At 70.7% G+C, this 12,037-nt stretch carries 13 protein-coding genes; 3 read left to right on the top strand and 10 right to left on the bottom strand.

The window, feature by feature from the left end:
- Nucleotides 1-91 precede the first annotated feature (91 nt).
- Nucleotides 92-778 (top strand): DUF5995 family protein, encoded by a 687-nt coding sequence (locus ACWDR3_RS29190; RefSeq protein WP_450355560.1) that lies wholly within the window; start codon nt 92-94, stop codon nt 776-778.
- A 40-nt stretch (nt 779-818) separates the two neighbouring features.
- Here the strand turns inward: ACWDR3_RS29190 and ACWDR3_RS29185 are convergent, their stop codons facing one another.
- Nucleotides 819-2,522, bottom strand: coding sequence for a flavin monoamine oxidase family protein (locus tag ACWDR3_RS29185; protein ID WP_450355559.1), 1,704 nt, complete (start codon nt 2,520-2,522; stop codon nt 819-821).
- 74 nt (nt 2,523-2,596) lie between these two features.
- Nucleotides 2,597-3,385 carry a carbon-nitrogen hydrolase family protein gene (locus ACWDR3_RS29180; protein ID WP_450355558.1) on the bottom strand — a complete coding sequence of 263 codons (789 nt, stop codon included), beginning with the start codon at nt 3,383-3,385 and terminating at the stop codon, nt 2,597-2,599.
- A 326-nt stretch (nt 3,386-3,711) separates the two neighbouring features.
- On the opposite strand from ACWDR3_RS29180, the gene ACWDR3_RS29175 reads away from it, so the two are divergent.
- Nucleotides 3,712-4,269 (top strand): Repetin, encoded by a 558-nt coding sequence (locus ACWDR3_RS29175; RefSeq protein ID WP_450355557.1) that lies wholly within the window; start codon nt 3,712-3,714, stop codon nt 4,267-4,269.
- A gap of 61 nt (nt 4,270-4,330) precedes the next feature.
- Here the strand turns inward: ACWDR3_RS29175 and ACWDR3_RS29170 are convergent, their stop codons facing one another.
- The 8 genes from ACWDR3_RS29170 to ACWDR3_RS29135 all read right to left on the bottom strand — a co-directional run bounded on the left by ACWDR3_RS29170 (nt 4,331) and on the right by ACWDR3_RS29135 (nt 10,344).
- Nucleotides 4,331-4,711, bottom strand: coding sequence for a DUF742 domain-containing protein (locus ACWDR3_RS29170; RefSeq protein WP_450355556.1), 381 nt, complete (start codon nt 4,709-4,711; stop codon nt 4,331-4,333).
- 7 nt (nt 4,712-4,718) lie between these two features.
- Nucleotides 4,719-5,177, bottom strand: a complete 459-nt coding sequence (locus tag ACWDR3_RS29165) for a roadblock/LC7 domain-containing protein (RefSeq protein ID WP_450355555.1) — start codon at nt 5,175-5,177, stop codon at nt 4,719-4,721.
- 326 nt (nt 5,178-5,503) lie between these two features.
- Nucleotides 5,504-6,724, bottom strand: a complete 1,221-nt coding sequence (locus tag ACWDR3_RS29160; protein WP_450355554.1) for an MFS transporter — start codon at nt 6,722-6,724, stop codon at nt 5,504-5,506.
- Between the two features lie 147 nt (nt 6,725-6,871).
- Nucleotides 6,872-7,324, bottom strand: a complete 453-nt coding sequence (locus ACWDR3_RS29155) for an Lrp/AsnC family transcriptional regulator (protein ID WP_401725368.1) — start codon at nt 7,322-7,324, stop codon at nt 6,872-6,874.
- 151 nt (nt 7,325-7,475) lie between these two features.
- Complete coding sequence (locus ACWDR3_RS29150; protein WP_450355553.1) at nt 7,476-7,856, bottom strand: hypothetical protein; 381 nt, start codon at nt 7,854-7,856, stop codon at nt 7,476-7,478.
- Nucleotides 7,857-7,973: 117 nt separating this feature from the next.
- Complete coding sequence (locus ACWDR3_RS29145) at nt 7,974-9,413, bottom strand: GuaB1 family IMP dehydrogenase-related protein (protein WP_450355587.1); 1,440 nt, start codon at nt 9,411-9,413, stop codon at nt 7,974-7,976.
- A gap of 170 nt (nt 9,414-9,583) precedes the next feature.
- The gene (locus tag ACWDR3_RS29140; protein WP_450355552.1) at nt 9,584-9,895 is read right to left on the bottom strand and encodes a barstar family protein; all 312 of its coding nucleotides are present in this window, start codon (nt 9,893-9,895) and stop codon (nt 9,584-9,586) included.
- 119 nt (nt 9,896-10,014) lie between these two features.
- A complete protein-coding gene (locus ACWDR3_RS29135; protein ID WP_450355551.1) occupies nt 10,015-10,344 on the bottom strand; it encodes a hypothetical protein in 330 nt (109 codons plus the stop codon).
- A gap of 358 nt (nt 10,345-10,702) precedes the next feature.
- Here ACWDR3_RS29135 and ACWDR3_RS29130 point away from each other — a divergent pair, with 358 nt between their 5' ends.
- Nucleotides 10,703-11,878, top strand: a complete 1,176-nt coding sequence (locus tag ACWDR3_RS29130; RefSeq protein ID WP_450355550.1) for an ATP-binding protein — start codon at nt 10,703-10,705, stop codon at nt 11,876-11,878.
- Nucleotides 11,879-12,037: the final 159 nt, after the last annotated feature.

Genomic DNA, 12,037 nt, shown 5'->3' with positions numbered 1-12,037 from the left:
CCCCTCCCCCACGGCGGGTGCGTTCCCCCGTTCTGGGGAAGCGTCGGTCCCGCCGGCACTTCGGTCAGCGTATGACTGGGACCCTTCCCCTATGCCGCAATTGGAACAGATCACCACACCTGTGGACGTCGTCGTCTCGCGTATGCGCGCCCTGGACGCGGCTCTGCCGGAGCGGGACGGGATCGCGGTCTTCAACCGCGTCTACCTCGCCGTGACGGAGGCGGTCGACCGGCGGATCGACGCCGGGGCCTTCACGGACGCGCGGGCCGCGATCACGCTGGACGTGCGGTTCGCGGAGCGGTACCTGGCGGCCGTGGAGGCGGCGACGGACGACCGGCGCCCGCCCGCCTGTTGGCGCCCGCTGTTCCAGCTCCGCCGGCATCCCGGCGTACGTCCGCTGCAGTTCGCCCTCGCGGGCATCAATGCGCACATCGGCCACGATCTGGCGCTCGCCGTGGTGGACACGTGTCGTAGCCTCGACTGCGAACCCGCCGAGGTGGAGGACGAGTTCGACCGCGTGGGTGACCTCCTCGTCTCGCTGGAGGAGCGCATCCGCGAAGATCTGATGCCGGGCCCCGACCTCTTCCAGATCGCCGACCCGCTCACCCACCTGCTCGGCTCCTGGAGTCTGGACCGCGCCCGGGACGCCACCTGGACGGCGGCGCGGGCCCTCTGGGCGCTGCGCGGACTGCCCGATGTGGCCGAGGAGTTCACCGAGCGGCTGGACGCGGCGGTGGGCTTCGCGGGCCGCATGATGCTCACGCCACTGCCCGACTGAGGCCCGACAGCCGCCGGGCCCTCAGCGCCGAACTCCCCGTTCAGTCCTCCGGCAGCTCCACCGGCGCGATCTCGTCGTACACGTCACCCGGACCCGGGTTCGTCCCGTCCGTCTCGCCGCCGAAGTGGTGCATGACGCCCCACACCGCGTTGAGCGCGGTCTGGATCGCGCCCTCGGCCCAGCCGGCCGTCCAGGAGATGTCGTCGCCGGCCAGGAAGATGCCCCGCTTGTCCGCGGGCAGCCGGTCCTGCATGAAGTGCGTGAACAGGCGCCTCTGATAGCGGTAGTGGCCGGGCAGGTTGGCCTTGAACGCGCCCATGAAATAAGGCTCGTTCTCCCAGGAGACGGTCACCGGGTTGCCGATGACGTGCTTCCTGATGTCGACCTTCGGATAGATCTCGCCGAGCGACTTCAGCATGACCTCCATCCGCTCGTTGGCCGACAGCGGCAGCCACTTGAGGCTGTCGTCGCACCAGGTGTACGAGAGGCAGATGACGGCGGGCTTGTCCGGACCGTCGTCCAGGAGGTAAGTCCCGCGTGTCATACGGTCGGTGAGGGTCATCGACATGACGTCCCGCCCCGTCTCCTCGTCCTTGTCCAGCCAGAACGGCCGGTCCACGGGGACGAACAGCTTCGAGCTCTCCATGTAGTGGGTGCGCTCGATCGCCGTCCAGTGGTCGATCGGGAAGAGGGAGTCGTCGCAGGCGATCTTCGAGAGCAGCATCCAGGACTGGGCGGTGAAGATCGCCGCCTGGTAGGTGCGGATGTCGCCGTTCGCGTCCGTCACCGTGATCCGGTTGCCGGCGCTGCGGTGCAGCCGGGTCACGGCGGGGCGGGGTTCGCCGTTCACGTGCAGGGACGCCAGCGAGGTGCCGTAGGGCCAGTGAACGATCTTCTGCGGCTCGCGTTCCCAGAGCCGGACCGGCAGTTGCTGGGAGCCGCCGACGATGCCGCGGTGGTGGTCGTCGGCCTCGGTGTAGACGACCCGCAGGATCTCCAGGATGGAGTTGGGGAAGTCGGTGTCCCAGCCGCCGGTGCCGAAGCCGACCTGGCCGAAGATCTCGCGGTGCCGGAAGGACTTGAAGGACTCGGAGTCGCAGAGGAAGCCGTAGAAGGTCTGGTTGTCGAGCCGTTCGACCAGCTTGGCCCAGATCTCGCGGATGCGCGGCACGTCCCGCTCGCGCAGGGCACGGTTCATGTCGGAGAAGTCGGCGCCCTCTTCGAGGCACTTGTTCCAGGCCTCGGCGACATCGCGGTAGACCTGGGGCAGATCGGCGACCGTCTCGGCGTAGTGCGACTCGCCCTTGAGGTCGACGACGGTCGAAGGGGTCGCCTCCGCAAGGGGGTTGGGGAACGGCCGGGTCTCCAGGCCCACCAGGTCGATGTAGTGCTGGAGGGCGGTGGAGGAGGGCGGGAAGCGCATCGCGCCCATCTCGGCGGTCAGTTCCTCGGTGCCGGGGCCGTCGAAGCCGACGGTGCGCAGCCGGCCGCCGATCTGATCGGCCTCGTAGACGACGGGCTTGAGGCCCATCTTCATCAGCTCGTACGCGGCCACGATGCCGGACAACCCGCCGCCGATGACGGCGACTTCGGTGCCGTGCTCGGTCGCCGGTATCTGGCCGAGGCCCGCCGGGTGGGCCAGGAAGTCGTCGTAGGCGTAGGGGAAGTCCGGCCCGAACATGGTGATCGGCGGCAGCTGCTGCTCGTCGGCGTGCTCGACGGCGTTGGGCACCGTGGACGTCATGGGGTGGGGACTCCTTGCGCGAAAAGACTGGAAAAGACTGAAGGTGAAGGGAGGTTGAGGGGGAGGCCCGAGCCTCAGGCCAGCGACCCGTAGAGACCGGGGCGGCGGTCCGTCAGGTACGGGTTCGCCTCGCGGGAGGCGTTGAGGAGGGCGGTGTCGACGTCGGCGAAGGTCAGCTCCTCGCCGCGGCCCGCCCGGGCGCGGGCGACTCCGTCGGGACCGGCCAGCGCGGAGAGGCCGAAGAAGTCGAACTCCCCTTCCTGACCGATCCGGTTGACGTACGCCACGTACATCTGGTTCTCCCAGGCCCGCACCGGGATCATCGACTCGGCGACGAACTGGAACGGGTGCATGTTCGCCGTCGGGACGAGCAGCAGGTCGGTGCCGGCGAGGGCGTGGGCGCGGACGGGCTCCGGGAACTCGACGTCGTAGCAGATCATCAGCCCGACGGTCAGCCCGCCCAAATCGGCCTGGACGACCGGCTGTTCGCCCGGTGTGAAGTGGTCGCGCTCGAAGCAGCCGAAGAGGTGGGTCTTGCGGTAGTTGGCGAGGCGGGTGCCGTCGGCGGAGATCAGCTGGGCGGAGTTGAAGACGGCCTCGCCGTCCCGCTCGGGGTAGCCGTAGGCGATCGCGAGGCCGTGCCGGCCGGTGATCTCGGCGATCGCGTCGGCCGAGTCCCCGTCGGCGGGCTCGGCGAGGCGGCCGATGTCGTCGCCGATCGCGTACCCGGTGAGGAACATCTCCGGCGCGGTGAGCAGCTCCGCACCCGCGGCGGCGGCCCGGCCCGCGGCCTCGTCGAGGACCTTGAGGTTCTCGACGATCGAGCCGGGGCGGCCGGAGCTCTGGAGCAGGGCGGTGCGCATGCGTGTTCCTCACCAGGACGAGAGGGGCGGAGTGCCGGAAAAGATGGAAGGGCCACCTATGGGACCCACTTAGACGGTACGGGCGCGGGTGGCGGCCCGACAAGAAGGAGCCGTTGCGCGCCGGTGAGCGGTTCGTTGCGCGGGCCACCCGTCCGGCGGTGATTCGTTGCGCGACCTCGGAGTGACCCCCGGTCCTCCTTGAGGCGCAGGTCACGGCCGGTTCCCCGCCGGACGGCGGAGGCGGGGTGCCTACTCGCGCGTGATGTGGCGGCGAGGCGGCGCCGGGAGAGTGGTGACCGTCCGCTTCACCTGCAGAAAGGTCCGTCATGCAGCGTCGTACGAAGGTCGCCGTGCTCGGGGTCGCGCTCCTGCTCACCGCCGGTCTGACGGGTTCCGCCGTGGCGGCGGGATCCGCCGTCGCGTCGGGCGCCGAGGGCAGGCCGCAGCGCGAGGCCGCCGCCCTCACCGGTACCGCGAAGCTCTACCGCTCGCTCGGCGACGACATCACCTTCTCCTTCGACGCCCACCTCGCGGCGAAGGACAACGCCGACCCGATGAAGGCCACCGGCACCTTCGAGTGGAGCCACTATCTGAACGGCGACGGCGCCTGGGCGAAGGCCAAGGTCGACTGCCTGGTCACCGGCGGCAAGGTGGCCGTCGTCTCCGGCATCGTCACCGACTCCGACCTCCCCGGCGCCAAGGGCACCCGGGTCGGCGTCACGGTCCACGACCTCGGCCGGCGCGACCGGCTCGGCTACAGCTGGGCCACCACCGAGGACCTGGGCCCCAAGGACCTGCCCAAGTGCATCAGTTCGGCCCCCTTCGAGAAGGTGAAGCAGGGCACGGGCGACTTCACGGTGGTGCCGTGGGAGCCGAACTTCTAGCCCCGGGGTCCTGAGGCAGACGCAGGGCCCTGAAGCTCTCGGAAGCCCCGCGTTCGGACCGCTAGATCTCCCGCAACCGCTCCACGATCTCCCGCAGCAGCTCGGGGTCGGCGGCCGGCAGCACCGTAGACGCCGGCCGCGGCGGGTCGATCCGTACGAGACCGGCCTCGGCCAGATCGCCGAGCAGGACGCGTACGACGGTCAGCGGCAGGTCGGCGTCCGCGGCGAGTTCCACGACGGGCCGCGGGCCGCGCTGGAGCAGGGCCAGCAGGCAGGCGCCGGCGTGGTCGAGGCCAGGGGCCGTGCCGACCGGGGGCAGCCCGGTGACCTGCGACATCAGGTCGATGTGATGCCGGTCGGAGGGGCGGGTGCGGCCCCCGGTGACGGTGTAGGGGCGTACCAGCGCCCCTGTCTCGCCCTCGTACCAGTGCTCGTCTCTCACCGTCGGGTCACGGGCCTGCCGGGGCCTCGGCCGACCGTACGGCGGCGGCCAGGTGCCGGCCCACGCGGCGGACCAGGAGGCCCAGCTCGTGGGCGAGTTGACCGACGTCCGTCTGCGCCTCGCTCAGCACGGCAAGCCGGCTGCCGTCGCCGGCCGGGGTGATGAAGAGGTACGCGTCGTCGAGCATCACCATGGTCTGCCGGATCTGCCCCGCCCCGAACCGCTCCCCCGCCGAACCGGCCAGGCCGTGGAAGCCGGCGCAGATGGCGGCGAGGTGCTCGATGTCCCGGGCGCGCATGCCGTCAGAGGCGCTGAGGGGCAGGCCGTCGGCGGTGAGCAGCACGGCCTGGCGGACCTGTCCGGTCCGGGCGACGAGATCGTCGAGCAGCCAGCCGAGGCCGGTGCCCGGGGTGTCGGCGGGCGTGGCGAGGCTGAGGGAAGATTCGGGGCTCCGGTCACGGGGCATCGGCGGGGTCCTTGCCTTTCTCGTTGTCGGTTCGCCACGTGGGGTCGGAGTCCAGGGCAAGCCTCGGCGGCCTCGGGCGAGACCCCGTCGGAAGGCCCCGAGGACGGCGCGTGTCTCCTCGGGGTTCTCCTCGCGCGGGGCCGCTGGGGCCACGCGGGGAGGCCGAGACGTGCCGTCCTCGCCCTCAGCCAACACCCCTTCGGGCGGCAGCACCAGCGCCGGTGGCCGCCCGTGAGGTACGGAAATCGTTGCCCGTGAGGTGCGGAATTCTTTGCGGACGACGTTACCGACTGTTCCTACTCGCCGGTAGTGAAACGTGGCACAAGCTACGGGTCACTCCGCCTGGACCGCGACGACCGCGCCGATCGACCGACCGCCAGCACCGACGCCGTCACGAGATACGGCACCGCGAACACCGCGAAAGCGGTGCCGTTGGAGGCGCCGGTGGCGATCGTCGCGTACCCGGCGTAGACGGCCACCGTGCCCAGTTCGGTGCCCAGGCTCGCGACCGAGGTCAGCGTGGCCCGTCCGGTGTCGTCGTCGATGCGCTGCTGGAGCCGGACGTCGGCCAGCACGGTCGCCAGCTGGAAGCCGCCGAAGGCCACCGCCACCAGGCCGAGACCGACCGTCGTCCGCGTCAGCGCCCCCGCGGCCAGGGCGATTCCGGCGCCCGCGAGCAGCGCCGCGAGCCCCGTCGTACCCAGCCGCTCGAAGGGTCCGGCGAGCAGACTCCCGGCCGTGGCGCCGGTCCAGATCAGCAGCAGCAGATACGGCACCGTCGTCTCCGCGACGCCGGTGTCGCGCACCAGCAGGGGCGTGTACTCGTCGAGGGCGCCCCAGACGGCACCCACCGCGGGGATGAGCAGCAACGCCCCGCGCAGCGAGCGGTCCTTGCGGACCTCGGCGAGCCCGGAGCGCAAGGTCGCCGCCCAACTCCCGCCTCCGGAAGGGGAGATGACCCGGTGCTCCGGGAACCGCGTCGCCGTCGCCGCGGTCGCCACGCAGGCCAGCACGCTCGCCGCGCCCACCGCCGGGTAGCCGCCCCACGCGAAGACCGGACCGGCGAGCCCCATCGACGCCATCACGGCGACCAGGCCCGCCGCCCGGGCGCGGCCCATGATCCGGGCGTACCGGTCGGCCGCGCCGAGCCGCTCCAGTTCCTCGTAGACAAGCGCCTCCAGCGCGCCGGAACCCAGCGCTCCGCGCGCGCCCCACAGCACGAAGCCGAGGGCGAAGGCCCAGTACGAGGGGGTGAGCACCCACAGGGCGAAGCCGGCCGCGGTGAGCAGCGGGCCGAGCCACAGCAGCAGTTTCCGGGACACGGCGTCGGCCCAGGCGCCCGAGGGCACCTCCAGGAACACGCCGGTGAGCGACCAGAGGGCGAAGAGGGACGAGATCTGCCAGACGGACAGTCCGGTGTCGCTGAACAGCAGCGCGTACACCGGGTAGAGCAGGACGAAGTCGTCCAGGAACGCGTAGCCGTACAGCGTGGCCGTGAGCCGGCGAACGCCGACGGTGACGGGCACACGCGCAGGTGAGAGTGTCATGAGGCCTTCCCGCAGGGACGGATCGGATGCCGGAGGTACGGCGTCCGAGGCGGCCCTCGGGAGGCACGGCTGGTGGATCAATGTCGCCAGGTCATGTCACCGATGGTAGACACGGTCGGCGGATCCGTCCGGGGAATACTCCCGGGACTACGTGGGCGAGCCCGACGAGAAGCGGCGCAGCAGCGGTGACAGCACCAGCACCGACTTGGTGCGCTCGACGAACGGCTCCCCGGCGATCCGCTCCAGGACCCGCTCGAAGTGCCGCATGTCGGAGGCGAAGACCTGCACGACGGCGTCCGCGTCACCGGTGACGGTCGACGCGGCCACGACCTCCTGGTAGCGCTCCAGGCCTCGCTGGATGGTCTCCGGCGAGGTGTTGGACCGGCAGTAGATCTCGACGAACCCCTCGGTCTCCCAGCCGAGCGCCGCCGGGTCCACCCGCACGGTGAAGCCGGTGATGGCGCCGCTGGCCCGCAGCCGGTCCACCCGTCGCTTCACGGCGGGCGCCGACAGGCCGATCAACTGCCCGATGTCCGCGTAGGAGCGACGGGCGTCCTCGGCGAGGGCGTGCACGATGCGTTCGTCGAGATCGTTCAGCACAGTGGGTCGTTCACTTCTCGGGTGGCGCGAATACGGGAGCGGCGGCGGCCGCAGGTGATGCGGCGCTGGCCGTATACGAAGTAGAACACGAGGCCGCTGCCCTCCGGACTCCGAAGTCCGCCCCGGCACCACCTCCCCGGGCAGCCACTGCTCAGCGCTCGTCCGGTTCCCCCGCGAGGGCCCGCGCCTCGGCGGCGTCGGCCGCGTCGAACCCCAACTGCCCGGGCCGCCCGTGGGCCGCCTCCTGCGTGTCGATCCACCGGGTGTGCGCCTCCCACGCGGCCTGCTTGCTGGTGCCGAGCGCGGCCCCGATCTGCGACCAGGAGGCGCCGGCCTCCCGGGCCGCGCGCACCGTCAACTGCCGTCCGTACGCGGCCTTCTGGGCCACGACCTCGCTCAGCGCGAGCAGTTCGAGCAGCTCGGCCCGTTCGAGGTCCTCGGGTCCCAGGGACTCGCGGACGCGCAGGTCGTCGAGGCGGGCGACGGCGGTGAGCAGGGTGTGCTGCGGCTCGATGCTCTGCGGTGTCGTCATGGTTCCACGATTGCGTCAGGCAGGCTTGACGTCAAGAGGGCTTGACGTACCTGATGTCCGGACACACCGATGGCCCCCGCCATTCGAGGAACGGGGGCCATCGGTAAGGGACTTGGGTCACCAGCTGGCGTGCAGCGGCTTGCCCTCGGCGTACCCGGCCGCGCTCTGGATGCCGACGACCGCCTTCTCGGCGAACTCCTCCAGGGAGCCCGCGCCGGCGTAGGTGCAGGAGGAGCGGACGCCCGCGATGATCGAGTCGATCAGGTCCTCGACGCCCGGGCGGGCCGGGTCGAGGAACATGCGAGAGGTGGAGATGCCCTCCTCGAACAGCGCCTTGCGGGCCCGGTCGTACGCCGACTCGTCCGAGGTGCGGTTGCGCACGGCCCGCGCGGACGCCATGCCGAACGACTCCTTGTAGAGCCGCCCGTTCGCGTCCTGCTGGAGGTCGCCCGGCGACTCGTACGTGCCCGCGAACCAGGAGCCGATCATCACGTTCGACGCCCCGGCGGCCAGCGCCATCGCCACGTCACGCGGGTGCCGGACACCGCCGTCGGCCCACACGTGCTTGCCGTACTTCTTCGCCTCGGCCGCACACTCCAGCACAGCGGAGAACTGCGGCCGGCCGACGCCGGTCATCATCCGGGTGGTGCACATCGCGCCCGGTCCGACCCCGACCTTGATGATGTCGGCGCCCGCCTCGATCAGGTCCCGGACCCCTTCCGCGGCGACGATGTTGCCGGCCGCGATCGGGACCTGCGGGTCGAGGGCGCGTACCTGCTTGATCGCGCTGATCATCGACTCCTGGTGGCCGTGGGCCGTGTCGATGACGAGCGTGTCGACGCCGGCGTCCAGCAGCTGCTTGGCCTTCTGCACGAAGTCGCCGTTGATGCCGACGGCGGCGGCGATGCGCAGCCTGCCGTTCGCGTCGGTGGCCGGTGTGTAGAGCGTGGCGCGCAGGGCGCCCTTGCGGGTGAGGATGCCGGCGAGCCGGCCCTCCTTGTCGACCGCCGGCGCGTACCGCCGGTTCGCCGCGTCGAGCCGGTTGAAGGCCTCGCCCGGGTCGATGTCCGCGTCGAGCAGCAGCAGGTCACGGGACATGACCAGGCCGATCTGGGTGAAGCGGTCGACGCCGGTGAGGTCCTGGTCGGTGACGACACCGACGGGCCGCCCGCTGTCGTCGACGACGACACCGGCGTTGTGCGCCCGCTTGGGCAGCAGGGCGAGCGCGTCGGCGACGGTCTGGTGCGGGGTCAGCCGGATCGGGGTGTCCAGGACCAGATGGCGGCTCTTCACCCAGGAGACGACGTCGGTGACGACCTCGATCGGGATGTCCTGCGGAATCACCACGAGCCCGCCCCGCCGGGCCACGGTCTCGGCCATGCGCCGGCCGGCGATCGCGGTCATGTTGGCGACGACCAGCGGGATCGTGGTGCCCGTCCCGTCCGGGGAGCTGAGATCCACGCCCTGCCGCGAGCCGACGGCGCTGCGGCTCGGGACCATGAAGACGTCGTCGTAGGTCAGGTCGTACGGGGGCCGGATGTCGTTGAGGAAACGCACGTGCTGCACATCCCAGTCGATCAGAGGTGGTCCCCGGACAGGTCAGCCAGGGGGAAGAGCACGTACTTCATTGTCCCACGACAACCGGAATGCGCTGCCCGGGAGCATCGTCCAGGCAGGTCAGGGGCGCATTCAGAGGAACCTCCAAGCGCTACGCCGGCGTGAGCCGACTAAGCCCCGCCGAGCGCGAGAACGATCGAAAGCGCCGCCGTCCGATCCACCGCATCACCGAAGACGTCCACCGCCGTCCGCCACTCTCCGGGCCGCGCCTCGGCATACGGTCGCCAGTTCCGTACGACGATCAGGAGCCCCTGTTCGACGGCGCCGTCGGGCCACACCGTGTGGTCGGAGAGGCTGTCGGCGAGGGCGTCCCAGTTGCGGCCGAACCAGTCGGGCAGCGCCAGGGCGCGGGCGCACCGGTCCATCAGGCCCGCCTTGTCGGTGACCCCTTCGAGGTCGAGCGTGACCGTCAGTTCCGTCATCTCAAGTACCGCCCTGAACGAGTTGTGGTGATCGTCGGAGTAGTTGTATCCCGGCCCGCGACCCTGTACCCCTGCCGTCGCCCCTGCATCCCGGGAGTTCAGCACACCGCGGCGCAGCCCTACGCGCCGTGCTCGATCCTGTCCAGCGTCTGCTCCAGGCCGGCCAGGTCCGGATGGGACCGCAGACCCGCGAGTTCGGACTCCCGTCTCGCGCGCAGGAACTCGTGCATCTCGTCGGTGTAGGCGTCGGTCAACTCCTGCGGAGTGACGGCGAGTCCCGCCGCCATGCTCGCCGTGATCGCGGCGTCCAGGCCTCCGGACAAGGCCATCGACGTGACGATCAGGAGCGTCGCGCGCATACCGGCTGCCTCGACGTCGTACCCGGCCGACCGAGCGTGCCCCAGCAGCCATTGAGCGAAGTGGGTCTTCGCCGCGTCTTCCCCGTACATGAATTCTCCCTGCGTCGAGCCGGGTGGTCGCCCGGTGACTGTTCTTACGTACGCGAAGCCCCAGAACGCACCTCCGGGCCCGTCCGCCACCGTCATCGGCGACGACTCGAACCCGCGTACTGGGCAAAAATAGAGGCCTCGGCGGCGCCCTGAACGGGGTCGTACGGGGCCTCGGCGGGCTCCCGGACGGGCCACGGAGGCGGTGTCCGCGCCCTGCTCCGGCCTCCCCCTGACGGGCCCTCACCTGCTCGCACGCGGCTTCACCAAAAGGGCTCTGACCTGGTGTTTTCCTGGATTTCTCCTAGGGTGGGGACATCTGCCGGACGCCATGGGAGGGGTTTTCGTGAGTGGGGATGGCATGGGGTACGAGGCTGCCCGGATCGAGGTCTTGGAGGGGCCGGAGGCCGTGCGCAAACGGCCCGGGATGTATGTGGGGTCGACGACCGAACGCGGCCTGCAGCAGATGGTGCTCGATGCCGTCGGCCACGCGGTGAACGGAGCACTGGCCAAGGGAGGCGGCCGTATCGACGTCACGCTCACGGCCGACGGCGGGGTGCGGGTCGCCGATGACGGGCCCGGAGTTCCCTTCGAGGACCCGGGCGACGGAGTCACCGGTGAACTGGGCCTCGAAAGCCTGCTGACCAGCTTGCGCACCGGGCCCGAGTCCAGCGGCCGGCGCGTCGTGTTCCTGGCCCCTCTCGGTGTGGGGCTCTTCGTCGTCAACGCCCTGTCGAGCCGACTGACGGCCGAGGTGCGGCACGAGGGGACACATCGGGTCCAGGAGTACGCGCGCGGTGTCGCTCTCGCGCCACCCACGACCGTGGGACCGGCGACCGGAAGCGGGACGACCCTCGCCTTCTGGCCCGACACCGAGATCTTCGGAACGACGGAGTGTTCGTTCGCCGTACTGGCGGAGCGTCTGCGACAGGTGGCCTTCCTCAACCGGGGCCTGGACATCTCACTGACCGACGAACGTCCGGTGGGAGGGACCCGGGCGGTGCGGTTCCAATTCCCGGACGGTGCACGGGACTTCGTGGCCGCTCTCACCGCGGAGGGGTTGGGCGCACCTCCGGACGTCATCGGCTTCGAACGGGAGGACCCGCGGATGGCGGGGACGATGGAGGTCGCCCTGGCCTGGCGCAGCCGCCAGAAGCCGGTACACAGTTTCGCCAACAGCCTCGTCACTCACGAGGGCGGCACGCACGTGGAGGGCTTCTACGACGGTGTGACGGCCGCGGTCTCGGCCTACGCGCGAAAGCGGGAGCTGCTGACGGCAGTTGATCCCGGCCCCGGGGCCGACCGGGTGGGCGCGCACCTCGCTGCGGTGGTTTCGGTGAAGCTCGACCAAGTCGAACTCTGCGGCGCCACGCGGACATTGCTCAGCAACACGCCTGTGCGCACCTGCGTCGGGGAAGCCGTCCAAGAACATCTCGGCACCTGGTTCGAGGAGCACCCGGAACAGGCGGCGGGGATCGTCGAAGGGATCCTCCGGGACCGCCCCCAGGACCACCACCACGATTGCCGCCAGGACTGAACTCCCGGCCGACGACCACACACAGCGGCAGACAGGGGACGGGCGGAACGGCATCTCACCGATGCCGTCCCCCCCCCCCCCCCCCCGCCAGACTACAAAACGGAAAGCCGCGGGGGAGGGAACAAGGGTTGTGTGGGGGGGGAGGTGTAAGGGGGGGGC

Source organism: Streptomyces sp. NPDC001002, from assembly GCF_053599215.1.
This window is presented reverse-complemented; position numbering and strand designations above follow the sequence as displayed.

What these genes read in the sequence shown, in the direction of transcription:
- ACWDR3_RS29140 (WP_450355552.1), bottom strand. Translation starts at nt 9,895, where the DNA reads ATGACGGAACTGACGGTCACGCTCGACCTCGAAGGGGTCACCGACAAG.
- ACWDR3_RS29165 (WP_450355555.1), bottom strand. Translation starts at nt 5,177, where the DNA reads ATGCCCCGTGACCGGAGCCCCGAATCTTCCCTCAGCCTCGCCACGCCC.
- ACWDR3_RS29175 (WP_450355557.1), top strand. Translation starts at nt 3,712, where the DNA reads ATGCAGCGTCGTACGAAGGTCGCCGTGCTCGGGGTCGCGCTCCTGCTC.
- ACWDR3_RS29150 (WP_450355553.1), bottom strand. Translation starts at nt 7,856, where the DNA reads ATGACGACACCGCAGAGCATCGAGCCGCAGCACACCCTGCTCACCGCC.
- ACWDR3_RS29180 (WP_450355558.1), bottom strand. Translation starts at nt 3,385, where the DNA reads ATGCGCACCGCCCTGCTCCAGAGCTCCGGCCGCCCCGGCTCGATCGTC.
- ACWDR3_RS29135 (WP_450355551.1), bottom strand. Translation starts at nt 10,344, where the DNA reads ATGTACGGGGAAGACGCGGCGAAGACCCACTTCGCTCAATGGCTGCTG.
- ACWDR3_RS29185 (WP_450355559.1), bottom strand. Translation starts at nt 2,522, where the DNA reads ATGACGTCCACGGTGCCCAACGCCGTCGAGCACGCCGACGAGCAGCAG.
- ACWDR3_RS29130 (WP_450355550.1), top strand. Translation starts at nt 10,703, where the DNA reads ATGGGGTACGAGGCTGCCCGGATCGAGGTCTTGGAGGGGCCGGAGGCC.
- ACWDR3_RS29160 (WP_450355554.1), bottom strand. Translation starts at nt 6,724, where the DNA reads ATGACACTCTCACCTGCGCGTGTGCCCGTCACCGTCGGCGTTCGCCGG.
- ACWDR3_RS29190 (WP_450355560.1), top strand. Translation starts at nt 92, where the DNA reads ATGCCGCAATTGGAACAGATCACCACACCTGTGGACGTCGTCGTCTCG.